The organism is Janthinobacterium sp. GW823-FHT03B06 (genome assembly GCF_058796955.1).
Genome location: NZ_JBXAJE010000003.1, coordinates 720,391 through 744,168 on the forward strand (window position 1 = coordinate 720,391; position 23,778 = coordinate 744,168).

Annotated in this window: 20 protein-coding genes; 5 read left to right on the top strand and 15 right to left on the bottom strand. The window is 63.8% G+C overall.

The genetic code is table 11. The features are described from left to right. The first annotated feature begins 1 nt into the window (after nt 1). Both AC1RBA_RS14315 and AC1RBA_RS14320 read left to right on the top strand, forming a co-directional pair. Nucleotides 2-712 carry a sulfate/molybdate ABC transporter ATP-binding protein gene (locus tag AC1RBA_RS14315; protein ID WP_217494205.1) on the top strand — a complete coding sequence of 237 codons (711 nt, stop codon included), beginning with the start codon at nt 2-4 and terminating at the stop codon, nt 710-712. Nucleotides 713-752: 40 nt separating this feature from the next. Then, nucleotides 753-1,520, top strand: coding sequence for a TOBE domain-containing protein (locus AC1RBA_RS14320; protein WP_070223263.1), 768 nt, complete (start codon nt 753-755; stop codon nt 1,518-1,520). 78 nt (nt 1,521-1,598) lie between these two features. Here AC1RBA_RS14320 and AC1RBA_RS14325 read toward each other — a convergent pair whose 3' ends face one another. After that, nucleotides 1,599-4,673, bottom strand: a complete 3,075-nt coding sequence (locus AC1RBA_RS14325; protein WP_492418741.1) for a response regulator — start codon at nt 4,671-4,673, stop codon at nt 1,599-1,601. Between the two features lie 239 nt (nt 4,674-4,912). Between AC1RBA_RS14325 and fnr the strand changes: the two genes are divergently transcribed. Next, nucleotides 4,913-5,671, top strand: a complete 759-nt coding sequence (fnr, locus tag AC1RBA_RS14330; RefSeq protein ID WP_070223259.1) for a fumarate/nitrate reduction transcriptional regulator Fnr — start codon at nt 4,913-4,915, stop codon at nt 5,669-5,671. Nucleotides 5,672-5,797: 126 nt separating this feature from the next. Here the strand turns inward: fnr and AC1RBA_RS14335 are convergent, their stop codons facing one another. The 11 genes from AC1RBA_RS14335 to AC1RBA_RS14385 all read right to left on the bottom strand — a co-directional run bounded on the left by AC1RBA_RS14335 (nt 5,798) and on the right by AC1RBA_RS14385 (nt 17,800). Beyond that, nucleotides 5,798-6,322 (bottom strand): FixH family protein, encoded by a 525-nt coding sequence (locus tag AC1RBA_RS14335; RefSeq protein WP_070223257.1) that lies wholly within the window; start codon nt 6,320-6,322, stop codon nt 5,798-5,800. A gap of 146 nt (nt 6,323-6,468) precedes the next feature. Then, nucleotides 6,469-7,851 carry a cytochrome c oxidase accessory protein CcoG gene (ccoG, locus tag AC1RBA_RS14340; protein WP_121670761.1) on the bottom strand — a complete coding sequence of 461 codons (1,383 nt, stop codon included), beginning with the start codon at nt 7,849-7,851 and terminating at the stop codon, nt 6,469-6,471. A 4-nt stretch (nt 7,852-7,855) separates the two neighbouring features. Continuing rightward, the gene (gene ccoP, locus AC1RBA_RS14345; RefSeq protein ID WP_046681778.1) at nt 7,856-8,776 is read right to left on the bottom strand and encodes a cytochrome-c oxidase, cbb3-type subunit III; all 921 of its coding nucleotides are present in this window, start codon (nt 8,774-8,776) and stop codon (nt 7,856-7,858) included. Then, nucleotides 8,769-8,969, bottom strand: coding sequence for a cbb3-type cytochrome oxidase subunit 3 (locus AC1RBA_RS14350; RefSeq protein ID WP_070223255.1), 201 nt, complete (start codon nt 8,967-8,969; stop codon nt 8,769-8,771). Before AC1RBA_RS14350 ends, ccoP begins: the two co-directional genes overlap by 8 nt. 1 nt (nt 8,970) lies before the next feature. Then, on the bottom strand, nt 8,971-9,585 hold the full coding sequence (gene ccoO / locus AC1RBA_RS14355) for a cytochrome-c oxidase, cbb3-type subunit II (protein ID WP_070223252.1): 615 nt from the start codon (nt 9,583-9,585) through the stop codon (nt 8,971-8,973). Nucleotides 9,586-9,600: 15 nt separating this feature from the next. Beyond that, the gene (gene ccoN, locus AC1RBA_RS14360; protein ID WP_046681775.1) at nt 9,601-11,028 is read right to left on the bottom strand and encodes a cytochrome-c oxidase, cbb3-type subunit I; all 1,428 of its coding nucleotides are present in this window, start codon (nt 11,026-11,028) and stop codon (nt 9,601-9,603) included. A 228-nt stretch (nt 11,029-11,256) separates the two neighbouring features. Further along, nucleotides 11,257-11,433: a cbb3-type cytochrome oxidase assembly protein CcoS gene (gene ccoS, locus AC1RBA_RS14365; RefSeq protein WP_046681774.1), complete on the bottom strand. Its 177-nt coding sequence runs from the start codon at nt 11,431-11,433 to the stop codon at nt 11,257-11,259. A gap of 2 nt (nt 11,434-11,435) precedes the next feature. After that, the gene (locus AC1RBA_RS14370; protein ID WP_070312676.1) at nt 11,436-13,865 is read right to left on the bottom strand and encodes a heavy metal translocating P-type ATPase; all 2,430 of its coding nucleotides are present in this window, start codon (nt 13,863-13,865) and stop codon (nt 11,436-11,438) included. 22 nt (nt 13,866-13,887) lie between these two features. Continuing rightward, nucleotides 13,888-14,658 carry a sulfite exporter TauE/SafE family protein gene (locus tag AC1RBA_RS14375; protein ID WP_230504434.1) on the bottom strand — a complete coding sequence of 257 codons (771 nt, stop codon included), beginning with the start codon at nt 14,656-14,658 and terminating at the stop codon, nt 13,888-13,890. 9 nt (nt 14,659-14,667) lie between these two features. Further along, the gene (hemN, locus tag AC1RBA_RS14380; protein ID WP_099408217.1) at nt 14,668-16,116 is read right to left on the bottom strand and encodes an oxygen-independent coproporphyrinogen III oxidase; all 1,449 of its coding nucleotides are present in this window, start codon (nt 16,114-16,116) and stop codon (nt 14,668-14,670) included. A 25-nt stretch (nt 16,117-16,141) separates the two neighbouring features. Continuing rightward, a complete protein-coding gene (locus tag AC1RBA_RS14385) occupies nt 16,142-17,800 on the bottom strand; it encodes a methyl-accepting chemotaxis protein (protein WP_070223242.1) in 1,659 nt (552 codons plus the stop codon). A 264-nt stretch (nt 17,801-18,064) separates the two neighbouring features. Between AC1RBA_RS14385 and AC1RBA_RS14390 the strand changes: the two genes are divergently transcribed. Next, nucleotides 18,065-19,282: a DUF1444 domain-containing protein gene (locus tag AC1RBA_RS14390; RefSeq protein WP_070312674.1), complete on the top strand. Its 1,218-nt coding sequence runs from the start codon at nt 18,065-18,067 to the stop codon at nt 19,280-19,282. Nucleotides 19,283-19,292: 10 nt separating this feature from the next. Here AC1RBA_RS14390 and AC1RBA_RS14395 read toward each other — a convergent pair whose 3' ends face one another. The 3 genes from AC1RBA_RS14395 to AC1RBA_RS14405 all read right to left on the bottom strand — a co-directional run bounded on the left by AC1RBA_RS14395 (nt 19,293) and on the right by AC1RBA_RS14405 (nt 22,910). Further along, nucleotides 19,293-21,374, bottom strand: a complete 2,082-nt coding sequence (locus tag AC1RBA_RS14395) for an EAL domain-containing protein (protein ID WP_227742158.1) — start codon at nt 21,372-21,374, stop codon at nt 19,293-19,295. 72 nt (nt 21,375-21,446) lie between these two features. Next, nucleotides 21,447-21,878, bottom strand: coding sequence for an inner membrane protein YiaA (gene yiaA, locus AC1RBA_RS14400; protein WP_230504440.1), 432 nt, complete (start codon nt 21,876-21,878; stop codon nt 21,447-21,449). Between the two features lie 84 nt (nt 21,879-21,962). After that, nucleotides 21,963-22,910, bottom strand: coding sequence for a DUF808 domain-containing protein (locus AC1RBA_RS14405; RefSeq protein ID WP_492418744.1), 948 nt, complete (start codon nt 22,908-22,910; stop codon nt 21,963-21,965). Between the two features lie 181 nt (nt 22,911-23,091). Between AC1RBA_RS14405 and AC1RBA_RS14410 the strand changes: the two genes are divergently transcribed. Then, the gene (locus AC1RBA_RS14410; protein WP_070223237.1) at nt 23,092-23,733 is read left to right on the top strand and encodes a LysE family transporter; all 642 of its coding nucleotides are present in this window, start codon (nt 23,092-23,094) and stop codon (nt 23,731-23,733) included. Nucleotides 23,734-23,778 lie beyond the last annotated feature (45 nt).

Consider the following 23,778-nt stretch of genomic DNA (forward strand, 5'->3'; position numbering starts at 1 on the left):
GATGACGCCCATGCAACTCGACCTCGACATTCGCGCTACCTTGCGCTCCGGCAAACGCCGTTTCGACCTGCACGTGCAATGCACCTCCGGCAGCCAGCGCATCGCCATGTATGGCCCGTCCGGCGCCGGCAAGAGCATGACCCTCAAAGCCATTGCCGGACTGTTTACACCGGATGCGGGCCATATCCGCCTGAACGGGCGTACCCTGTTCGACTCGGCCGCCGGCATCAACTTGCCGCCGCAGCAGCGCAATGTCGCCTACCTGTTCCAGGATTACGCGCTGTTCCCGCACCTGACGGTGCGCCAGAACGTGGGCTTCGGCCTGGCGCGCGGCTGGTTCAATCCGCGTGCGCGCGAAAAATTGCAGACGGTCGAGCATTGGCTCGATGCCTTCCACTTGCAGGAACTGGCGCACCAGTTTCCCGACGAGTTGTCCGGAGGCCAGCGCCAAAGGGTGGCGCTGGCGAGGGCGCTCGTGGCCGAGCCGAACGCGCTGCTGCTCGACGAGCCGTTCGCCGCCCTCGATCCGGCCCTGCGTGTCAAAATGCGCCTGGAACTGAGCCAGTGGCAGCAGCGCCTGGACGTGCCCATGATCCTGATCACTCATGATCCGGAAGATGCGCGCATCCTGGGCGAGCATGTGCTGTACTTGCGCGACGGACAGATCGATAACAGGGAAGAACACATGGCATTGGGTGAACGCATTGGATAAATCAGCGGCAGCGGAAATCGGCCTGCAAGGCTCGGTATGGATGACGGTGGGAGGCGAGCACCTGGGTGGCGCCGGCCGGGTGGAATTGCTGGGCGCCATCGCCGAGTGCGGCTCCATCACGCAGGCGGCCAAGCTCGTCAAGATGAGCTACAAGGCGGCCTGGGACGCGATCGACGCGATGAACAACCTGGCCGGCGAGCCGCTGGTCGAACGCCTGACGGGCGGCAAGGGCGGCGGCGGCACGCGGCTGACGCAACGGGGACGCCAGCTGGTCGACAATTTCCGCATCATCGAGCGCGAGCATGCGCGCTACCTGCGCCAGCTGGGCAGCCAGGCCGAAGGCATCGCCGACGATCTTTTACTCATACGGAGAATGGCCATGAAAACCACGGCACGCAACCAATTCCTGGGCAAGGTGGCCGAACTGAAACAGGGCGCCGTCAACGACGAAGTCACGCTGGAATTGCCCGGTGGCCAGCACATCGTGGCCATCGTCACGCAAGGCAGTAGCGCCAGCCTGGGCCTGGTGCCGGGCGCGGAAGCGTTTGCGCTGATCAAGGCATCGTCGATCATCCTCGTGGCCGACAGCGCAGGCGCGCGCTTTTCCGCACGCAACCAGCTGGCCGGGCTGGTGACGCGCGTGCAGACGGGCGCCGTGAACACGGAAGTGGTGCTGGACTTGCCCCGTGGCGGCACGATCGCCGCCATCATCACCAACCAGAGCAGCACCGAGCTGGGCATCGAGATCGGCAGCAGTGTGACGGCGATTTTCAAGGCGTCCAGCGTGATCCTGGGCGTGCCGGCGTAAATGGGGTAGGTCGGATTAGCGCGCAAGCGCGTAAGCCGACAAGGTTCCGGGGCCTGACCCCAGTTTTACGTTGCAGGCTTAATCCTTCAGCCTGGACAACCAATCGGCCGCCGCCGCCAGCGCCTGCTCCAGTTCCTGCGCCGTCTGCGCCAGCAGCGCTGGCACCTCGTCGAGGCGGCCCGCATCGATGGCTTCCTCGGTGGCGAACGCGGTGCGGATCAGGCGTTTCGTGCCCAGGGTGCCGACGGAGCCGCGCACGCTGTGCAGGATGCGCGCCACGTCGCTGTGGCGGCCTGCCTGCAAGGCTGTTTCGGCATCGCGCATGGGCGTCATGCCCTTGTTCAGCGCGTCTTCCACCATGCGCCGCAGCACGCCGCGCCCCTTCGCGTCGCGCCCCATCACGCGCATCAGCGGCGCCATGGAAAACACTTCCTCATCGGCGACGGGCGCCGGCCCCGCCGTCTGCACTGGCGGGCGCTTGGGCAGGTGGCGCAGGATGACTTCCATCATCTCTTCCACCACCACGGGCTTGGCGATGAAATCGCTGATGCCGGCCGTCATGCAGCGCTCGCGCTCGGACGCCAGCACGCCGGCCGTCATGGCGATCACGGGCAGGCTCAAGCGTAGTTCCGTGCGGATGATGTGGGTGGCGCTGAAGCCGTCCATGACGGGCATCTGCATGTCCATCAGCACGATGTCGTAGCGCAGCGCTTCCGTGCGCAGCCGTTCCACGGCTTGCAGGCCGTCGCCCACCACGTCGAGGGTGGCGCCCATGTGTTCGAGGATGCCGCGCGCCACGGCCTGGTTCAAATGGTTGTCTTCCACCAGCAGGAAATGCACGCCGGCCAGTTCCGTGCCCAGCGGCTGCTGCAGCATGCGCTGCTCGCCGCCGTCGTGCTTGGTAATCAGCGCCTGGTGCAGGGCGTCGAACAGGCTCGAGCCCGTGATGGGCTTCATCAGCACGACGTCGGCCTCGGCCGCGCTGGAGATTTCCTCGAGGTGGTTGCGGGCGAAGGCGTTGACCATCACCACGATGGGCTGGCGCTGGCCGCTGGCTGCCTGGCGGATGGCCTTGGCCGTGGCCAGGCCGTCCATCACGGGCATGTGCCAGTCGGCCAGCACCACGTCGTACGGCTGCTGCTGCGCCAGGCGCTCACGGTACAGTTCGATAGCGGCAAAGCCGGAGTCCACTTCGTCGGCCAGCCAGCCCCACGCCTCGATCAGCTTGACGATCAGTTCGCGCGTGGTGCGGTTGTCGTCGGCCACCAGCAGGCGCAGCTGGCCCAGGGTGGGCGTGCGCCGCGTTTCGGCCGGCTGCGCCAGCATCTCGAACGGCACGCTGAACCAGAAGCGGCTGCCTTTGCCTTCGCTGCTGGCGACGGCGATGTCGCCGCCCATCATGTGGATCAGCTGTTTGCTGATGGCCAAGCCCAGGCCCGTGCCGCCGAAGCGCCGCGTGATGCTCTGGTCGCCCTGCGAAAACGCGGCAAACAGCTGCTGTTGCTGCAACTCCGTCATGCCGATGCCCGTGTCGCGCACTTCGAAGCGCAGCCAGGCGCGGCCCTTGTCTTTCTCTGCCAGGCTGACGGCCACCACCACTTCGCCGCTCTCGGTAAACTTGATGGCGTTGCCGGCCAGGTTGACGAGAATTTGCTGCAGCCGCTGGGCGTCGCCCATGAGGCGGCGCGGCACGTCGGGCTCGACGGCAATCGCCAGTTCCAGCTCCTTTTCGCCCGCGTTCATCGTCATCGTCGTGGCCAGCGTGTTCATGACCTCGTCGAGGTCGAATTCGACGGGCGACAATTCCATGCGGCGTGCCTCGATCTTCGAATAATCGAGCACGTCGTTGAGGATGCCCAGCAGCGACTGGCCCGCCACGCGCACCATGGTCAGATACTTGCGCTGTTCCGTATCGAGCTTGGTATTGCCCAGCAAATACACCATGCCCAGCACGGCATTGAGGGGCGTGCGGATTTCATGGCTCATGTTGGCCACGAAATCGCTCTTCGCGCGGTTGGCCGCCTCGGCCCGGTCGCGCTCCTGTTCCAGCTCCGCCGCGCGCGATTCGAGCTCCTGCTGCAAGCGGTCGCGCTCGCTCATCAGGCCGTTGAATGCTTCCGTCAGCTCGCCGATCTCGTCGCGCTGCTGCACGGGCACGGGAGTGAAACGGCTGCCGCTGGTGCGCAGCGCCTGCAGGGTGTCGCGCAGGCGCACCAGGGGCGAGAGCAGGCGCACGGTGACCCAGCCCAGCACGGCTGCGGCCAGCAGCGAGGCGAGGATGCTCCACAGCACCAACCGGTACAGCACGCCGTCGAACGGTTCGAAGGCGTCGTCGAGGGGCAGCGAGGCGGCCAGCAGCCAATTTACGGATTTCAGGCGCTTGAAGCTGTTGACGGCCGTGATGCCGCGGCTGTTGGTGCTGACCATGGTGCCTTCGCCATCGTCCTTCAGCAGCCGGGTGGTCGTCAGGTTGGCGTTCGGCAGGCGCGGCTGCAGCAAACGGCTGGTGTCGGGATGCAGCACATAGCGCGGCACGGCGCCGCGCGTGAGGACGAAGTAATAGCCGCTCTTGCCGATCTTTTCCGAGCGCAACCTCCCCAGCAGGTTATCCTTGTACAGGCGCAGCACGCCGATCACCACGCCGGCCACCTGGCCATCGGCGCCCAGCACGGGCGCGACCATCTGCACGATGGGCATGCCGCTCGATTTGCCCAGCATCGGCTCGGTGATCATGGGCTGGCGCGTGCGCAGCACGGTCTGGAAATACTCGCGCTCGGCGACGTTGATGCCGGCGCGCCCCGCCACTTCCGGCATGTCGGCCACGACGGCGCCGTGCGCGTCGAGCACCAGCACGTCGTCGAACAGCACCAGCATCGAGCGGCGCGAATAGTATTCGCGCAATTGGGCGGGCTGGGTGATCAGTTCTGGCGGCTGCTGCCGGGCCGTCAGGGTGACGATCTGCAGCAGCATGCCCAGCTTGTCGTCGAGCTCGGCGGCGGTGCGGCTGATCAGGGACGACTGCTGGCTCAACAGTACCTTGGTGAAATCGTCGCGCATGTGCTGCACCTGGATCATGGTGACCAGCGCGATCATGGCGATCGAGGTCAGGCTGGTGGCCAGCGCGACTTTTGCTTTGATGCCGAGAGGCTTCATGATTTCCTTTTCAGTACCGGGCGGCACAGGCGGCAGATAATGCTGTCAGGAATTTTCCTATCAATACCCCAGCTTGGCAAGCGCCGCCACGCAAATTGCCCTCTCCGCATGGGCTTTTGACGATGTTGCCATATAATTAAAGTCGGAACGTCGTTTATTCAGCGAAATTGCGGTGAAATTGGCACACGGCAACCCTGTATGCAGTAAACTTGTTGTTGCATTTTCTAAAAGGTACCGACATGACTGAAGCGCTACTCACTCCAACCTCGCCCACAGTGACCGTGGAAGCGTTGCGTGCGCGATGCTCGACCTGCAGCATGCATCAATTGTGTCTGCCGATGGGCCTCGACGTGGGCGACATGGACAGACTGGACCAGATCATCGGCCGCCGCCGCAAGATCGTGCGCGGCGCTTCGCTGTTCCGCATCGGCGACTCGTTCCAGAACCTGTATGCGATCCGTCTGGGCCACTTCAAGACCTACCAGATCAATCCGGGCGGCGAAGAGCAGGTGACGGGTTTCCAGATGGCGGGCGAACTGCTGGGCATGGACGCCATCAGCGCCGACCGCCACCACTGTAATGCGGTGGCGCTGGAAGACAGCGAAGTGTGTGAAATCCCGTTTTCCAGCCTGGAACAATTGCTGGGTAATATGCCGACCCTGCTGCGCCATTTCCACCGCATGATGAGCCAGGAAATCACGCGCGAGCAAAGTGTCATGCTGTTGCTGGGCAACATGCAGGCGACGCAGCGTTTTGCCGCCTTTATCGTCAACCTGGCGTCGCGCTATGAAGCGCGCGGCTATTCGGCCAGCAAATTTCAGTTGCGCATGTCGCGCGAGGAAATCGGCAACTACCTGGGCCTGACCATCGAAAGCGTCAGCCGTTTATTGTCGAAATTCAAGAAGGAAGGCTGGCTGCGCGTCTCCAACCGCGAGATCGAGATCTTGCAGCCGGCCAAGCTGAAAGCCATTACGGCCGGTACCGACGTCTGCAAGTAACAGCACCGTCAAAACCTACTGCGCGTCGTGCTTTGCGGCCTGCGATGCTCGCTGTGCTATAGCACAGCTGTGCTTCTCAGCCACAAATCACTGCCGCTCGCTACGGTTTTTTCCCGGCGCTGTACGTTATAGCTCTTCATCCGCGTGCAGCGCGATGCTGCGTTGCACGGGCCAGGTCCAGATGCCGGACAGGCGCCACTCGCGTTTGTCGTTTTCCACCAGCACTTGCCAGCGGCTGCGCTCGAGCATCGGCAGCGCCACGGAAAAATTGCCGGCCGCATCGGGCTGCACCAGCAGCTTGATATCCTTTTCCGGCAGGGTCGCATGCGCCAGGTGCAGCTGCAAAGGCCCCTGGTACGCCTTGCCGAAGCTGTGCACGGAGCCGCTCAGGCGCGCTGCAGCGACGTCATACGACAGGGTCGTATCCATGGCCAGGTCGCTGGCGATCGTGTCGCGCTTCAAATCCTGGTTGATCGCCTTGCCCTGCTTGTAATAGTCGCCCACCACCAGCGCATCGGGCTGCGTAAACGCGATATAGCCCATGAAGCTGCCGACGACCACGGACAGGCCGGGACCGATCATCAGCAGCCATGGCCAGCGGTGTTTGTACCACGGGGCAACGGGAGGTTGCAGTTTCAGACTGTCGGACATTGTGTTCTCCTTGGGGGCGGACCCTTTGGGTCCGCCCCCAGCTTTTGCTTCCGGGTTGAAAATCAAGTGACCCTAACGCATGATTGATGATACCCCTACGGCGAAATAACGGGGTCGGACCCGGAGGGGCCGACCCCAAATCAACATCACCGCGGCACGATGAACACCGCGCTTTCGCGCACATGCAGCGACGGGTCGTCCAGCGAGTGCAATTCGATCGCAATCTTGTTCGAGCCCTTCTCGCCGACGCCGTGCGGCACGCGCAGGCGGATCGGCCAGCCCAGCGTTTCCGTCGGCTGCAAGGTCACTTCGTCGCGCGTCAGCAAGGTCAGACCCGGCAAGCCGGATGCGCTGATTTTGAAATGCTGGCTTTGCTCGGACGTGTTCATGATCTGCAGGCGGTAGACGTTTTCGATCATGCCGTCTTCCACTTCGCGTCCCATCGAACCGCGGTCGCGGATCACGTCCATCTTCAGGGGCGTGCGCAGGGCCAGCGACGTACACACGGCGATGATGATCAGGGCCAGGATGGACGTGTAGATCAGCACGCGCGGGCGCATGGCGCGCTGGCGGATCTGCTTCGAATTGAAGTTGTTTTCCATCGCATGGTCGGTGCTGTAGCGTATCAGGCCACGCGGCCGCTCGACCTTGTCCATCACCGTATTGCAGGCATCGACGCAGGCGGCGCAGCCGATGCATTCATACTGCAGACCGTTGCGGATATCGATACCGGTCGGACACACCTGCACGCACAGGGTGCAATCGATGCAGTCGCCCAGCTTGTCGTTGTTGCCGGCCTTCTTGCTCATGGCGCCGCGTGGTTCGCCGCGCTTGGCATCGTAGGTGATGATCAGCGTGTCCTGGTCGAACATGGCGCTCTGGAAGCGCGCGTAGGGGCACATGTATTTGCACACCTGCTCGCGCAGCCAGCCCGCGTTGCCGTAGGTTGCCAGGCTGTAGAACAAGACCCAGAACCATTCCCAGGGACCGAAATTGAGGGTGGTCACCTCGCGCGCCAGTTCCTTGATCGGCGTGAAGTAGCCGACAAAGGTAAAGCCCGTCCACAGGGCGATGGCGCCCCATACCAGGTGCTTGGCCGTCTTCTTGAACGCCTTGCGCACGGAGGGGCCCTGCTTGTCGAGGGCCATGCGCGCGCTGCGCGTGCCCTCGATGCGGCGTTCGACCCACAGGAAGATTTCCGTGTATACCGTTTGCGGGCAAGAAAACCCGCACCACACCCGCCCGGCAATGGCCGTGACGAGGAATAACAAATACGCACAGATGATCAGCAGGGCCGCCAGATAGATGAAATCCTGGGGCCACAGCACGACGCCGAAAATGTAGAACTTGCGCGTGGTCAAATCGAACAGCAGGGCTTGCCTGCCATTCCAGGTCAACCACGGCAAGCCGTAGAACGCGAGCTGGGTAAGCCATACGCATACCCATCGCCAGGTAGCGTAGCGTCCTTTGGCCTCGCGAGGGTAGATTTGCTCGCGGGCCGCATACATCTTGATGACTTGAGGTTCCATTACATCATTTCACGGGCGTCTGGGGATTCGACAGGCTCCAGACATACGCCGACAGCACGTGTACCTTGGATTCGCCGAGGAAGTCGCTGAAGGCCGGCATGGTGTTGTTGCGACCCTTGCGCACGGTTTCCATGATGGTATCGGCGCTGCCGCCGTACAGCCAGATCTTGTCCGTCAGGTTAGGCGCGCCGAGCATCTGGTTGCCCTTTGCATCGGCGCCGTGACAGGCCATGCAGGCGCCGAACTTGGCCTTGCCCAGCACGGACTTGACGGGGTCCGACGTGGAACCGGACAGACTCAGCACGTAATGGGCCACGTTCTCGACATCTTTTTCGGAACCGAGCGCGGCGCCCATCGGCGGCATCTGCCCATTGCGGCCATGCATGATGGTGGTCTTGATGATGTCGGGATCACCGCCATACAGCCAGTCCTTGTCCGTCAGGTTGGGGAAGCCCTTGTTGCCGCGGGCATCCGAACCGTGGCACTGCGCGCAGTAGGTCAGGAACAGACGCTGGCCGATGGCTTGCGCCTGCGGATCGGCGGCCACCGTCTTCAAGTCCTGGCTCAGGTACTTGTTGAACAGGGGGCCGTAGTCGGCTTCCGCCTTCTTCAGCTCTTCCTCGTACTGGCCCGTCGATTTCCAGCCCAGGCTGCCGGCGTAGGTGCCCAGGCCCGGGTACAGGAACAGGTAGGCCAGCGCGAAGACGATGGTGATGTAGAACAGCCACATCCACCAGCGCGGCATCGGCGTATTGAGTTCCTTCAAGTCCTCGTCCCACACGTGGCCCGTGGTGCCGTCGGCGGGGGCGCCGGCGGCCACTTTCACTTTCGACTGCGAGTACAGCAGCACGCCGCAGCCGATGATGCCCAGCAGGGACAGCACGACGATGTAGATATTCCAGAAGCCATTGGTAAAGTCAGCCATGGTTGCGCTCCCCTTGTGCCGGCGCGGCATCGGCCGGATAGTCGAGCGCCTCGTCGGCGAACGGCAGGCGTGCCGCCGCGTCGAAGTCGCCATTGCTGCGGCTGAACGTCCACCACAGGATGCCCACGAATGTCATAAAGGAAACCACCGTCATGACGCTGCTGGCGCTGTCAAACAGGTTTTCGATTGCCATGCTAATTCCTTGTTTTGATTAATGTACCGAGGCCTTGCAGATAGGCGACCAGGGCGTCTTCTTCCGTCTTGTCCTGCAGCTGCGCGGGGCCGGCGGCGATCTCTTCGTCGCTGTACGGCTGGCCCAGGCGTTTCAGGGCGCGCATCTTCGGCATGATGTCGTCAGGCACCAGCTTGGTCTTCGCCAGCCATGGGTAGGCCGGCATGTTCGACTCGGGCACCACGTCGCGCGGGTTGTTCAAGTGCGTGCGGTGCCATTCGTCGCTGTAGCGGGCGCCCACGCGGGCCAGGTCCGGCCCCGTGCGCTTGGAACCCCACTGGAACGGACGGTCGTAGACGAACTCGCCGGCGACCGAATAGTGGCCATAGCGTTCCGTTTCCGCGCGCAGCGGACGCACCATCTGCGAATGGCAGTTGTAGCAGCCTTCGCGCACGTAGATGTCGCGGCCCGCCAGGCGCAGCGGCGAATACGGCTTCAGGCCGGCGACGGGCTCCGTCGTGCTCTTCTGGAAGAACAGGGGGACGATCTCGACGGCGCCGCCGATGCTGATCACCACCGTGACCAGGGCGATCAGCAGCCAGGGGTTTTTCTCAATCCATGCATGTGAAAATTTCATTTGCTTTCGCTCCTATCAGGCGTGCGCCGCGTTCAGTTCCGGAATGCGGGCGACGGGGAGTTTGCTGCCGCGCAGAGTCATCCAGGTGTTGTAGCCCATGATGCACATACCCGACAGGTACAGCAGGCCGCCGGCCACGCGCACCACGTAGTACGGATACGTTGCTTTCACGCTCTCGACAAAGGTGTAGGTCAGGGTGCCGTCCGGATTGACCGCGCGCCACATCAGGCCCTGCATCACGCCGGCGATCCACATTGCGGCGATGTACAGCACGATGCCGATGGTGGCCACCCAGAAGTGCACGTCGACCAGGCGCGTGCTGTGCATCTGCGTGCGGCCCGCCAGGCGCGGCAGCAGGTAGTAGATCGAACCCATGGTGATGAAGCCCACCCAGCCCAGGGCGCCCGCATGCACGTGGGCAACGGTCCAGTCGGTGTAGTGCGACAGCGAGTTGATGGTCTTGATCGACATCATCGGACCTTCGAAGGTGGCGATGCCGTAGAACGACAGCGAGACGATCATGAATTTCAGGATCGGATCGGTGCGCAGCTTGTGCCAGGCGCCCGACAGGGTCATGATGCCGTTGATCATGCCGCCCCAGCTTGGCGCCAGCAGGACCAGCGAGAAGACCATGCCGATCGATTGCGTCCAGTCAGGCAATGCCGTGTAGTGCAGGTGATGCGGGCCCGCCCACATGTAGGTGAAGATCAGCGCCCAGAAGTGGACGATCGACAAACGGTACGAGTACACGGGGCGCTCGGCCTGTTTCGGGATGAAGTAGTAGACCATGCCCAGGTAGCCGGCGGTCAGGATGAAGCCCACCGCGTTATGGCCGTACCACCACTGGATCATGGCGTCCTGCACGCCCGCATACGCGGAATACGACTTGGTGAACGAGGCTGGCATGACGGCGCCATTGACCACGTGCAAAATCGTCACGGCCAGGATGTAGGCGCCGAAGAACCAGTTGGCCACGTAGATGTGCTTGACCTTGCGCTTGATCAGGGTGCCGAAGAAGACGATGGCGTAGGCGATCCAGACGACGGCGATGAGGATGGCGATAGGCCATTCCAGCTCGGCGTATTCCTTGCCGCGGGTCAGGCCCATGGGCAGGCTGACGACCGCGCACAGGATTACCGCTTGCCAGCCCCAGAAGGTAAAGGCGGCCAGTTTGTCGGAAAACAGGCGCACCTGGCAGGTGCGTTGCACGACGTAGTACGAGGTGGCGAACAGGCCGCAGATGCCGAAGGCGAAAATCACCGCATTCGTGTGCAGCGGACGCAAGCGTCCGTATGTCAGCCATGGTATGTCGAGGTTCAGGGCAGGCCAGGCCAGCTGAGCGGCGATGATAACGCCAACCAGCATGCCGATGATGCCCCATACCACAGTAGCGACCGCGAATTGCTTCACGATCTTGTAGTTATAGTTCAGCGATTGATCCACAAAGACTCTCCCTGGAATTACTATTTATGATGGTGGCCAGAGAGTAAGTGTTTGACCGCGAAAAAACTTTGATGTGGATCAAAATTCCCCGGATGAAATAAGCGTAGCGAACTGGCATCGAAATAAAGTGATATTTCGATCAAAAAAGCCGTACAAGATCCCTGCAAAAAGGGCATGTGGAGCAGACGCGCCGGCCATGGCGTGCGGGACGCCGGCCGGGCGGTGAGGTCAGGGATGCGGTTCGCCGGGCGCCGGCTTGACCGTCGTATCGTCGTCCTGCAGCACGCGCAGGCCCGGTCCGACGAGGTCGTCGAACTGGCCGCTGTCCGAGGCCGTGAAATACACCCACAGGGCGATGAAGACGACCACGACGCTCAGGGGGATGAGGAGATACAGTGCTTCCATGTTCAGGCTTTCCGCAGGCGCAGGGCGTTGGCGATGACGACCGCCGAGCTGGCAGCCATGCCGACGCCGGACAGCCAGGGGTTTAAAAAGCCCAGCGCGGCGGCCGGGATGGCCGTCAGATTGTACAGCGTGGCCCAGCCCAGGTTCTCGCGGATGATGCGCATGCTGCGCGCGGCCGTCTTGGCCGTGTCGAGCACGGAGACCAATTGGCTCGACAGCAGCACCGTGTCCGCATGCGCTTGCGCCAGCGCGGCGCCGGAGCCCATGGCGAAGGACACGTCGGCACCGCTCAGCACGGCGGCGTCGTTGATGCCGTCGCCCACCATCGCCACCACGGCGCCCGTCGCCTGCAATTGCTGCACGAAATCGAGCTTTTCATCGGGCAGGCATTCGCCGCACGCCGTGGCGATGCCCAGCTCCGCCGCCACGCTTTGCGTCAGCGCTTCCTGGTCACCGCTCAGCAGCACGACTTGCTTGCCGTGCCGGTGGAAATACGCGACCACGTCGCGCGCTTCCGGGCGCAGCGCGTCGCTGAGCAGGAAACGCGTCAGCCAGCGCCCCTGCGTGCCCAGGTATAGCGGCGTCATGCCCTGCATGCCGACGGCCGTGTCGCCCAGCGGCGGACCCGCGATGGCGGCGACAAAGGCCGCATTGCCCAGGCGGTAGCGCACGCCGTCGACGATGCCTTCGAGGCCCTGGCCCTGCACTTCCTGCAGGTTTTCCGCATGCGTGCGCGGCGTTTCTCCCGCTGCTGCCAGGATCGCCTGTGCCAGCGGATGGGCGCTGCCCGCCTCCAGCGCGGCGGCCACCTGCAGACAGTCGTCTTCCGTCATGCCGTCCAGGCCCTCGATCTGTTTCAGCACGGGGCGGCCCAGGGTCAATGTCCCCGTCTTGTCGAAGACGATGTGGGTGGCGCGGTGCAGGGTTTCCAGCACGTGCGGCTGGACGATCAGCACGCCGCGCCGCAGCAGGCTGTCGGTGGCGGCCGCCAGCGCCGTCGGCGTGGCGAGAGACAGCGCGCAGGGGCACGACACGACCAGCACGGCGATGGCCACGGGCCACGCCTGCGACGGATCGTGCCAGCTCCAGAAGGCGAACACGGCGACGGCGAACAACAGCAGGCCCAGCACGAACCAGGCGGCGACCTTGTCGGCCCACTGCGCGATCTGCGGCTTGCCGCTGCCGGCCCGCTCGATCAGCTTCAACAGGTCGGACAAGGTGCTTTCGCGCGCCGGTTTCAGTACGCGCAAGATCAGTGCCGCGCTGGCATTGATTGCGCCGCCCGGCACCCGCTCGCCCAGTTTGCGGCGCTGCGCCGCGCTCTCGCCCGTCAGCAGCGATAAATCGAGCGCGCTCGTGCCTTCGATGATGACGCTGTCGGCGGCGATCGCCTCGCCCGGCTTGACGAGGATGATGTCACCGACGGCCAGGCTGCCGGCCGGCACCAGGGTGGTGGCGCGGTTGTCGGGAAAGCCCGCCATCAGCGAGGCGGACGCGGGCAAGGCGTGCTGCAAGCGCTCGAGGGCCGAGGCGGCCTTGCGGCGCGCCTGCAGCTCGAAATAGCGGCTGCACAGCAGTAGAAAAATGAACATCGTGGCCGAGTCGTAATACACCTCGCCGCGGCCCGTAAAGGTTGCCACCACGCTGCCGAAGAACGCTGCCAGGATGCCCAGCGCCACGGGCACGTCCATGCCCAGGGTGCGCGCGCGCAGGCTGGCCCAGGCGCCCTGGAAAAACGGCATGGCCGAATAGCAGATGGCGGGCAGGGTCAAGAGCAGGCTGGCCCAGCGCATCAGGCTGGCCATATTGTCGTCCAGCGTGCCGTCTTCGGCCGCCAGGTAGGCGGGTGCCACGTACATCATCACCTGCATCATCGACAGGCCGGCCACGAACAGCTGGCGGCCCAGCGTCTTGCTGGCTTTTTGCAGGCGTTCGCCATGGCGCACGGCATCATACGGATAGGCCGTGTAACCGACTTGCCGCACGGCTTGCAGGATGTCGCCCGGCTCGCACTGCGCGCGGCTCCAGCGCACGTACAGGCGCTCCGTGGCGACGTTCAGGCTGGCCGCCTGCACGCCTGGCAGGCGCGTCAATTGACGTTCGATCAGCCAGACGCAGGCGGCGCAGCGGATGCCTTCGACAGATAGGGTCGCTTCGCAGCTGCTGGCGTCGCGCGCGAATTGCGCGTCGTCATTGCTGTACAAACGCAGTTCGGGCGGCACCATGGTGGCGTCAGCCGCGTTGACGGCGTATTCGTCGCGGTCGCGATAATACGCGCTCTGGCCGATGTCGACGATGGTTTGCGCCACCGCTTCGCAGCCGGGGCAGCACATGGCGCGCGGCACGTCGTCGATGGTGACGTGCCAGCTCGAGCCGCTGGGCACGGGCAAGCCGCAATGGAAGCAGGCGGAGGGTTGTAAAACTGCATTCATAAGTTTGTTTTCATGCGTCTTTTCATGGATGGCCCGTGACGCACAGGGCGTCGAGCCAGCCCAGCGAGACGCCATTCGCGGCGCGCAGCAGGCCCAGCAAGCCAAAGCCCAGCACCAGCAAGCCGCTGGCGATGCGCACGGGGCGGCGCTGCATCTGTGCGCGCAGGCGCGTGCCCAGCAGTCCCATGCCCAGCAACGTGGGCAGGGTACCCAGGCCGAAGGCGGCCATCGTGGCCGCGCCGCTCAGGGCCGAGCCTTGCATCATGGCCGTCAGCAGCGCGCTGTAGACCATGCCGCACGGCACCCAGCCCCACAGGCCGCCCACGGCCAGCGCTTTTAGAGGGGTATCCATGGGCATCAGCGGTTTCAGCAGGGGACGCACGCGGCGCCAGACGACGTTGCCCGCCGCTTCCAGGCGGGCCAGGCCGCGCCAGGCATCCATCAGGTACAGGCCCAACGCCACCAGCATCAGGTTGGCCAGCCAGTAGCCGGCCACTTGCAGTGACGCCATGTGCAGCATGCCGGCGCCGGCCAGGCTGCCGGCCAGGGCGCCGGCCAGCATGTAGCTGCCTATGCGCCCGCCGTTGTAGGCCAGCACGCGCAGCACATTGGCCTGCACGGTTGTCTGCAATGCCGGGCGCGCCACGGCGATGGCGATCACCGGGCGCGCTGGCGCGGGAGCGGCACCGCCGCTGATCGACAGGGCGCCCACGATGCCGCCGCACATGCCGATGCAGTGCACGCTGCCGGCCAGGCCGACCAGGAACATGGGCACGAGGCTGAGGGCGTCCATCGGGCGGTGTTACACCGTTTTCGAGTAGCGCAGCGGCTGCACCGCGTCCGGCGCCGCGTTGGCGCGCGCCATGGTCAGGTAGCGGTCGAAAACCATGCAGATATTGCGGATCAGCAAGCGCCCTTTCGGCGTCACCGTCAGCCAGTCTTCCTCGATGACGAGCAAGCCGTCACGCGCCAGTTCGCGCAGCTTTTCCAGTTCCGTGGCGAAGTAGCTGCGGAATTTCACGGGGTGTGCCTGCTCGATGGTGGCGATCGACAATTCGAAATTGCACATCAGCATCTGGATGATGATACGGCGTAATAAATCGTCCGTATCGAGCTTGATGCCGCGCGCGATCGGCAGCACGCCTTCGTCGAGCTTTTCATAGTACGCGTCGAGCGTCTTTTCATTCTGGCTGTAGACGGCGCCGACGGAACTGATGGCCGACACGCCGCAGGCGATCAGGTCCGCTTCCGCGCGCGTGGAATAGCCCTGGAAATTGCGGTGCAAGCGGCCCTGGCGCTGCGCCACGGCCAGGTCGTCCGTCGGCTTGGCGAAATGATCCATGCCGATGTAGACATAGCCGGCGGCCGTCAGGCGCGCGATGCACAGGCCCAGCATGGCCAGCTTGGTGGCGCTGTCAGGCATGTCGGCGTCGAGGATGCGGCGCTGCGGCTTGAACAGGTGCGGCATGTGCGCGTAGTGGTACAGGGCGATGCGGTCGGGGCTGGCGTTGATCACCTTGCGCAAGGTTTCCGTCATCGTGTCCAGGTTTTGCTTGGGCAGGCCGTAGATCAGGTCGATGCTGATCGAGCGGAAACCGGCGTCGCGCGCCGCCTGCATGATGGCCACCGTTTCCGCTTCCGGCTGGATGCGGTTGACGGCTTTTTGCACGTCCGCGTCGAAATCCTGCACGCCCAGGCTGATGCGATTAAAGCCTTGCGCGCGCAGGGAAAACACGCGCTCGCGCGACACGGTGCGCGGGTCGATCTCGATCGAATATTCGCCGTCTTCATCGGCAGCGAACTCGAAATGCTGGCGCAGGTGCGCCATCAGCTCGTCCATCTGCTTTTCGCTCAGGTAGGTGGGCGTGCCGCCGCCGAAGTGCAATTGCTCGATCTGGTTCATGCCGGCAAACAGCTTGCCCTGCATGGCGATTTCCTGTTTCAGGTAGCTGAGGTAGGTGGCGGCCTTGCTGCGGTCTTTCGTGATGATCTTGTTGCAGGCGCAGTAGTAGCACAGGGTGTCGCAGAACGGCACGTGCACGTACAGCGACAGCGGACGGCGGCCGCCGCGCATGCGCAGGGCGGCCAGCGCTTCGAGGAAATTGCCGTAGCCAAAGTCGGCACTGAAACGGTCGGCGGTCGGATACGACGTGTAGCGGGGGCCGGACTGGCTCATCTTGCCGATGATGACCGGGTCGAATTCGACGACGGCGTCCAGGTCGGCGGAAGCACTGCTGAGGAGTGTAGGCATGATGTGTTTTGATGTCTTGAAAGGTTTAGGCGGCCAGGCGTTTCATGGCGGGTTTGCCGGCGTTCGCGGCGCCGCCCTTGCCGCCGGGCATGGCGACGCGGCGCGGTGGCGGCATCTTGCCGAAATTGAACAGGCTCACGGCTTGCGACAGGCTGGCTGCTTCTTCCGCCAGGCGCGTGGCGGCCGCGGCGGCTTCTTCCACCAGGGCCGCGTTCTGCTGCGTCACCTGGTCCATGTGGGCGATGGCCTGGTTGACCTGGTCGACGCCGATGCTCTGCTCGCGCGAGGCGATGGAAATTTCCTGCATGATGGCCGTCACCTGCTTGACGGAGCTGACCACCTGCTCCATGGTGGCGCCCGCGCGGTTCACCTGCAGCATGCCGGCGCCCACCTTGCCGACGGAAATTTCGATCAGTTGCTTGATGTCCTTGGCCGCCACGGACGAGCGCTGCGCCAGGTTGCGCACTTCGCCCGCCACCACGGCAAAGCCCCTGCCCTGCTCGCCGGCGCGCGCCGCTTCCACGGCCGCGTTCAGGGCCAGGATGTTGGTCTGGAAGGCGATGCCTTCGATCAGGCCGATGATGTCGACGATCTTCTTTGACGAGGTGTTGATGTCGTCCATGGTGGTGATCACTTCGGAAACGATCTCGCCGCCCTGCACCGCCACTTTCGAGGCGGCCACGGCCAGTTCATTCGCCTGCACCGAGTTGTCCGCGTTCTGTTTCACGGTCGACGAGAATTCCTCGATGCTCGACGCCGTCTCTTCCAGGCTGGCCGCCTGCGATTCCGTACGGCCCGACAGGTCCATATTGCCGACGGCGATTTGCTTGGTGGCCACGGCCATGGTTTCCACGTTGATGCGCACGTCGCGGATGGTGGCGATCAGGTTGCTGTTCATCTGTTGCAGCGCGCGCAGCAGCTGGCCCATTTCATCCGTGCTGTCCGTTTCAAAACTGCCCGACAGGTCGCCCGCGGCAATGGCCCGCGCGCCGTTCAGAGCCTTGCCCAGCGGCTTGAGCACGGACATGCGCAAGGTGTACCAGAGGAAGACGTTGATCAGGAAACCGAACAGGGTGGCGCCGAAGATGGCGTAATTGGTGATCTTGCCGCCGCTGGCGAACAGGCTGATGATGCACACCAGCAGCTGCAGGCAGTTGACGATGGAGGTGGCGGCCCAGATGCGCAGGTTGAGCGACATGTGCGTCAGGTTGTGCAGCAGGTGCGCCAGGCCCGGGCGCACGATCTGGCCATGCTTGATGACGATGTTGCCGCCTTCCTTGTTGCGGATGGCCGCGTAGGCTTCCTCTGCCGCCTTGACCTGGTCCTTGTCTGCCTTCACGCGCACCGACATGTAGCCGATGGTCTTGCCCGCTTCGCGGATGGGCGTGACATTGGCGCGCACCCAGTAAAAATCGCCGTTCTTGCAGCGGTTCTTGACCAGGCCCGTCCACGGCGTGCCGGCCTGGATCGACGCCCACAGGTCGGCAAACGCCTCGGCCGGCATGTCCGGGTGGCGCACGATGTTCTGGGGCGAACCGAGCAGCTCTGCCTCGCTGAAGCCGCTGACCTGGCTGAAGTACGGATTCACGTAGACGATATTGCCGTTCATATCCGTTTTCGACACGATGGCCTGGTCGTCCTGGACGAGGACTTCACGGTTAGTCACTGGCAAATTTTGTCGCATGGTCGCGGCTTCCTGGTCGGTTAAATGAGCAATTGGTAAGTAAGACTTGCACGATTGCAAGAATGGAGATTAGTGTAAGGAGTCGCCTGCGCAAATTTATTGATGTAGATCAAAATCCTCCAGATTGGCTCGGGTAATTTGCCGCAGCTCTCAAGCCAGTCCCATTTCGTCTCGGCAGCTTTTCGTTTATAGTGCCAAATTGGCTATTTCTTTTGCTAATTGGCACTATTTGCCTTGGCGGCTTTCTTTGGATTCAGGAGACCCATGGGTTTATTCGATTTTTTCCGCAGCCCTCCCTCGCGCGATGCCTTTGCGCAGCTCGTCCTGCGGCAGATCGGCCAGGATGGCCTGGCATCCGACAGCCGCTATGAACGGGAACAGTTTCGCATCGTGTCGGGCAGCGACGACGGGCATGTTTTCAATCTGGACAATGCCTACCGCGACTATTGCGCCGCGCCGCGCAAGCAGCGGGCACACGTCGTGCAGCACTACCTGAGCATCTACTCGGCTCCCGGCGTGCCATCCAGCTTTGCCGACGCCCGCGCCAGCCTGATGCCCGTACTGCGCAGCCGCCGGCAGGGCGACCATCTGCGCCTGCTGGCGCAGACCGAGCCGCAGCGTCCGGCATTTGCCACTGCCTGCCAGGACTTCAGCGAGGATGCGGTCGTCATGCTGGCCTACGATACGGAAGCGAATATGGCCACCATCGGCCAGGCTACGCTGGCGCAGTGGGGCGTGACGTTCGAACAGGCGCTGGCGGCGGCCATGGACAATTTGCGCGACCGCACGGCGCACAGTTTCGTCGCGTTGGGCAACGGCTTGCTGCTGGGCGACTGGAACGACGCCTATGATTCTTCGCGCCTGTTGCTGCCGGACTTGCTGTACCGCGCCTGCGAAGGCGGCGAACCGCTGGTGATGGTGCCCACGCGCGGCCGCTTCCTGCTGGCGTCGTCGCACCATGCGGCGGGACAGCTGGCCATGGTGGCCCTGGCCGACCAACTGGCGCGCGACGAGGGGCGGCAGGTCTCGACCGCCCTGTATGGCGTGCGGGACGGGAAAATTGTCGCCTGCGAACCGGCCGATGCGGCCGTCGCCACGGCGCTGCGGCGTTTCCAGACGATCGTGCGCGCCGATCTCTACAACCAACAGAAGGAAGAGTGGGAGCAACTCAACACGAGCACGGGCGAAGATGTCTTCGTCGCCAGCTGCCTGCTGATCGAACGGCAGCCGGGCGAGCGCGTCGTTTCCGTGAGCAGCTGGGCCCGCGACGTGCATACCTTGCTGCCGCGCACCGATGTCGTGGCGCTCGAGGTGCGCGACGAGCATGGCGAGCGCAGCGGCAGCAAGCTGCTGGCGTGGGACGAGGCGCAAGCCATCGGCGGCGGCCTGATGGAGCAAATCGATTGCTACCCGGTGCGCTACCGCGTGCGCGCGTTTCCCGATGCGCAGTGCGTGGCGGCGGCGCCGGCCTGCGAGCTCTGAAGCCTGGCCGCTAATCCACGCCCGCCGTCAGCGGCCGCAAGCCGCCCACGGCGTAGCCTTGCGCATAGTCGATGCCCAGCTCGCGGATGACGGCCAGGGTGGCTTCGTCTTCCACGTATTCGGCTACCGTTTGCAGGCCCATCACGTGGCCCACTTCATTGATGGCCTTGACCATGGCGCGGTTGATGGCGTTGGTGGCGATGTCGCGCACGAAGACGCCGTCGATCTTCAGATAGTCGACGGGCAGGGCCTTCAGGTAGCCGAATGAGGAAAAGCCGCTGCCGAAGTCGTCGAGCGAGAAGCGGCAGCCCATGGCCTTGAGCTGGCGCATGAATACTTGCGCCTTGGGCAGGTTGGCGATGACGGCCGTTTCCGTGATTTCAAAACAGATTTGCTCGGGCGCAATCGCGAATTGCACGAACTGCTCGGTAATGTAGTCGTGCAAGCCCGTGTCGGCCAGCGACATGCCCGACAGGTTGACGGAATACAGGGCCGGTGCGCGGCGCCGGCTTTCGGCCAGCGCCTCGAGCGGCGGCAGGCTGTCGCGCACGCTTTCGATATGCGCGCAGACGGCGCGGATGACCCAGCGGTCGATGGGCAGCATCATGTCGTAGCGTTCGGCGGCGGGAATGAAGGCGCCGGGCAGTATCAGGTCGCCCTTGCTGTTGCGGATACGGATCAGCACTTCGTCGTGATGTTCCTCGCGGTCGTGCAGGTGCACGATGGGCATGGCGTACAGGCGGAAATAATCGTGTGCGAACGCTTCGTTCAGACGCGAAATCCACAGCATTTCGCCATGCCGCTGCGCCAGCATGACGTCCGATTCCTGGTAGACATGGATGCGGTTGCGGCCCTGCTCCTTGGCCAGGTAGCAAGCCTGGTCGGCAGCGCTCAGCAGCTCGCTCATGGACTTGCTGTCCTGGTTGATTTCCACGATGCCGATGCTCACGCCCAGCTCGAAGCTGCGGTTATCCCAGGCGAAGCGGAAATCGCGGATGGACTGGCGCAGCTGTTCGCCGATCTGCCGCGCATGGTCGAGCGGGCAGTGGGGCAGCAGCACGCCCAGTTCGTCGCCGCCGAGGCGCGCCAGGATGTCGCTGTCGCGCATGCGCCCCTGCAGCATCTTGGCCAGCAGCTGCAGCAGCACGTCGCCGGCGCCGTGGCCGCAGGTGTCGTTGATGACCTTGAACTGGTCCAGATCCAGGTACAGCAGCGCATGCGTGTGGCCGTCCTGCTTGGCCGTGTGCAGGGCGCCGGCCACCAGATGTTCGAATTCGCGCCGGTTGATCAGGCCCGTCAGGGCGTCGTGCGTGGCTTGCCACGACAGCTGCTGGCTCAGCTTGCGTTCGTGGCTGACGTCGCGAAACACGACGACGGCACCGAGGATCTCGCCGTCGCGCGACCAGATGGGCGCGGCCGAGTCTTCCACGGCGATATGCCGCCCTTCGCGCGTGACCAGCTGCGCATGCGTGGAAATGCCGATGGCCTGGCGCTGGCGCAAGCACTTGATGGCCACGTGTTCGAGCGGCGCACCCGTGTGTTCATCGACGAGCTTGAGGGTTTCCCAGATGTCCAGGCCCTGCGCCAGCTCGTTGCTCCAGCCCGTCAATTGCTCGGCCACCCGGTTCAGGTAGCGCGTCTTGCCCTGAGGATCGGTGGTGATGACGCCATCGCCGATGGAGCTGAGCGTCACTTCGGCCAGTTCCTTGCTTTCGGCGATCAGAAGTTCGCGCTCCATGTGCTCGGTGATATCCCAGATGATGCCCAGGGTGCGTTCGGGATGCCCGTCGGCATCCATGAAAATTTGCGCCTTGGCCGCCAGCCAATGTTCGCTGCCGTCGGGCCAGACGACGCGGTATTGCAGGGCGTAGCCTTCGCGCCGGCGCACGCCGTCCTGCAGCACGGTCATGACCTTGTCGCGGTCGCTGGCGTGCACGCAGTCGAGAAAGGCGCGGAACGGCTGCGTCAGCGCGCGTTCTTCCAGGCCCAGCAAGGCAGCGCCCTTGGCCGACCAGCTGACCGTGCCGTCGATGACCTGGCCATCGACGATGCGCGAATCCCAGATGGCCATGTGCGCCGCCTCCAGTGCCATCTGCAAACGTTTCTGCTGGTCGCCCATCATCCCCTCCCGACATGGATACGGAGATAGACGGGGCGGTGGCGTTTAAGTTCCCGCCACGTCCTGCGGCGCGAGCGGCGTGGCGCGCGCCACGTCGCGCACGTTCTTTTGCACGGCCACAGCGGCGAACAGGCTGAGTAAAAACGCCATGGCATAGAACCCTTTTTCGCTGTTTTGCAGGGTGGCGTTCCACAGGCCGACAGTCAATAACAGCAAGGCCAGCAGCACGGAAATCCAGCACAGGCCAAAGTAAATCCCCGTCACGGCGATGCCTTCGGCGCGGTCGCGCACGGATTTCTGCAGCGAGATGGCGGCGAACAGGCCGTACACGAGGATCGTGAAGTAATAGCCCTTCTCGTTGAGGGCCATGCTGGCGTTCCACAGGCCGGACAGGTAAGTGACGATGCCGATCAGCAATGCCGCCCAGGACGCGCCGATAAAGGCGCTGCTGGGGCGTGGGGCGGGGGAAGTCTGCATAAGGTCTCCATGGGCAGCGGGCGCCGCCGGCATGGCCGGGGCGGCAGGCACGGATGCGCCTGCCGCCTCATCAGACCAGAAAGTTTATTTGCTTGGCTTGATCATTCGCAACAAAGCGGACACGGCGGTGACGCCTGCCAGCACCAGGCCGCCGGCGATCAGGCCGGCCACCGCGTTGATCAGGCTGGGCGTGACGGCGGCCAGCACGGGGCCGATGCCGGCCACGCTGCCCACCGCTTCTTCCACATGGTGCAGCATGGCGCTGGCCCACGGCCAGCCGTGCGTCAGGATGCCGCCGCCGACCATGAACATGGCCAGCGTGCCCACGACGGACAGGAATTTCATCAGTTTCGGCGCCGCCGACACGAGCATGCGGCCCAAGCCGCGCACGCCATCCATCAGCGCGCCCGCACCCTTGCGCGCGGACAAATAAAAGCCCGCGTCATCGAGCTTGACGATGCCGGCCACCAGGCCGTACACGCCCACCGTCATGATGATGGCAATGCCGACGACGACGGCCACCTGCTCGGCAAAGGTGGCCGCGGCCACGGTGCCCAGCGCGATGACGATGATTTCCGCCGACAAAATGAAGTCGGTGCGGATGGCGCCCTTGATCTTGTCCTTTTCCAGGGCGACGAGGTCGACCTGCGGGTCGCGCAGCGCCTGCGCCAGCTCGGCCTTGTGGCTGTCGTCCGGATGCAGGTATTTATGGGCAATCTTTTCGAAACCTTCGAAGCACAGGTAGGCGCCGCCCACCATCAGCAATGGCGTGATGGCCCACGGCGCAAACGCGCTGATGGCCAGCGCGGCGGGCACGAGGATGGCCTTGTTCTTCAGCGAACCGACGGCGACGGCCCAGACGACGGGCAGTTCGCGCTCGGCGCGCACGCCGGCCACTTGCTGCGCGTTCAGGGCCAGGTCGTCGCCGAGCACGCCGGCCGTCTTCTTGGCGGCCACCTTGGTCATCAGGGAAACGTCATCGAGGATGCTGGCGATGTCGTCGAGCAGGGCCAGCAGACTGGAGCCGGCCATCTCAGTGCGCTCCCACGGTAGCGGCAGGAAATTGTGGAGCGAGGAAAGTGTTGTTTTTCATGATGTTATTCTTGGTTGTACGGCAAGGAAGTGTGTGACTGCGATCTTACCTCAGGGCGGGCCGGCAAGGCCGCACCGACCGGGTTAAAATTGCTCATCGTCACCATTTTTTGGACACCGCATGCACTTCGCCACCTGGATCACCTTTGTCATCGCCGCTTCCATCATCGCCGTCTCGCCCGGATCGGGCGCCGTGCTGTCGATGTCGCACGGCCTGTCGTACGGGGTGAAAAAGGCCAGCGCCACGATTCTGGGCCTGCAGCTGGGGCTGCTGGTGGTGCTGGGCATCGCCGGCGCCGGCGTCGGTTCCCTGCTGCTGGCCTCGGAAGTGGCGTTCAATATCGTCAAGACGGTGGGCGCCCTGTACCTGATCTATTTGGGCCTGTCGCAATGGCGCGCCAAGGTGGCCGTCACGGGCGACCTGCATGCCGACGCCGTGGTGCCTTCCATGGGCCGGCGCGTGCTGACGGGCTTTCTGACCAACGTGACGAATCCGAAAGGCATCATTTTCATGGTGGCGGTGTTGCCGCAATTTATCAGCCCGGCAGCGCCGCTGTTGCCGCAGCTGCTGATCCTGGCCGTCACCATGTGTACGATCGATCAGATCGTCATGCACAGCTACGCCTTCCTTGCCTCGTCGATGCAGCGTTTTTTCCGCGATGCGCGCGCCGTGAAAAAGCAGAACCGCTTCTTTGGCGGCTTGCTGATGGCCGTCGGCGCGGCCCTGTTCTTCGTCAAGCGGGGCAGCCAGGCGGCATCCTGAACGAAGTCAATATGCAAACATTTGTAAGCCCGCTTGCGAGGTCCG

Bases quoted from the DNA above. Each gene is read 5' to 3' on its own strand.
- AC1RBA_RS14315 (WP_217494205.1), top strand. From the start codon at position 2: ATGACGCCCATGCAACTCGACCTCGACATTCGCGCTACCTTGCGCTCC.
- AC1RBA_RS14320 (WP_070223263.1), top strand. From the start codon at position 753: ATGACGGTGGGAGGCGAGCACCTGGGTGGCGCCGGCCGGGTGGAATTG.
- AC1RBA_RS14385 (WP_070223242.1), bottom strand. From the start codon at position 17,800: ATGCGACAAAATTTGCCAGTGACTAACCGTGAAGTCCTCGTCCAGGAC.
- fnr (WP_070223259.1), top strand. From the start codon at position 4,913: ATGACTGAAGCGCTACTCACTCCAACCTCGCCCACAGTGACCGTGGAA.
- hemN (WP_099408217.1), bottom strand. From the start codon at position 16,116: ATGCCTACACTCCTCAGCAGTGCTTCCGCCGACCTGGACGCCGTCGTC.
- AC1RBA_RS14410 (WP_070223237.1), top strand. From the start codon at position 23,092: ATGCACTTCGCCACCTGGATCACCTTTGTCATCGCCGCTTCCATCATC.
- ccoP (WP_046681778.1), bottom strand. From the start codon at position 8,776: ATGGCTGACTTTACCAATGGCTTCTGGAATATCTACATCGTCGTGCTG.
- AC1RBA_RS14405 (WP_492418744.1), bottom strand. From the start codon at position 22,910: ATGGCCGGCTCCAGTCTGCTGGCCCTGCTCGACGACATCGCCAGCATC.
- ccoO (WP_070223252.1), bottom strand. From the start codon at position 9,585: ATGAAATTTTCACATGCATGGATTGAGAAAAACCCCTGGCTGCTGATC.
- AC1RBA_RS14390 (WP_070312674.1), top strand. From the start codon at position 18,065: ATGGGTTTATTCGATTTTTTCCGCAGCCCTCCCTCGCGCGATGCCTTT.
- AC1RBA_RS14395 (WP_227742158.1), bottom strand. From the start codon at position 21,374: ATGGCACTGGAGGCGGCGCACATGGCCATCTGGGATTCGCGCATCGTC.
- AC1RBA_RS14370 (WP_070312676.1), bottom strand. From the start codon at position 13,865: ATGAATGCAGTTTTACAACCCTCCGCCTGCTTCCATTGCGGCTTGCCC.
- AC1RBA_RS14325 (WP_492418741.1), bottom strand. From the start codon at position 4,673: ATGAAGCCTCTCGGCATCAAAGCAAAAGTCGCGCTGGCCACCAGCCTG.
- ccoG (WP_121670761.1), bottom strand. From the start codon at position 7,851: ATGGAACCTCAAGTCATCAAGATGTATGCGGCCCGCGAGCAAATCTAC.
- ccoS (WP_046681774.1), bottom strand. From the start codon at position 11,433: ATGGAAGCACTGTATCTCCTCATCCCCCTGAGCGTCGTGGTCGTCTTC.
- AC1RBA_RS14335 (WP_070223257.1), bottom strand. From the start codon at position 6,322: ATGTCCGACAGTCTGAAACTGCAACCTCCCGTTGCCCCGTGGTACAAA.
- AC1RBA_RS14350 (WP_070223255.1), bottom strand. From the start codon at position 8,969: ATGGCAATCGAAAACCTGTTTGACAGCGCCAGCAGCGTCATGACGGTG.
- AC1RBA_RS14375 (WP_230504434.1), bottom strand. From the start codon at position 14,658: ATGGACGCCCTCAGCCTCGTGCCCATGTTCCTGGTCGGCCTGGCCGGC.
- yiaA (WP_230504440.1), bottom strand. From the start codon at position 21,878: ATGCAGACTTCCCCCGCCCCACGCCCCAGCAGCGCCTTTATCGGCGCG.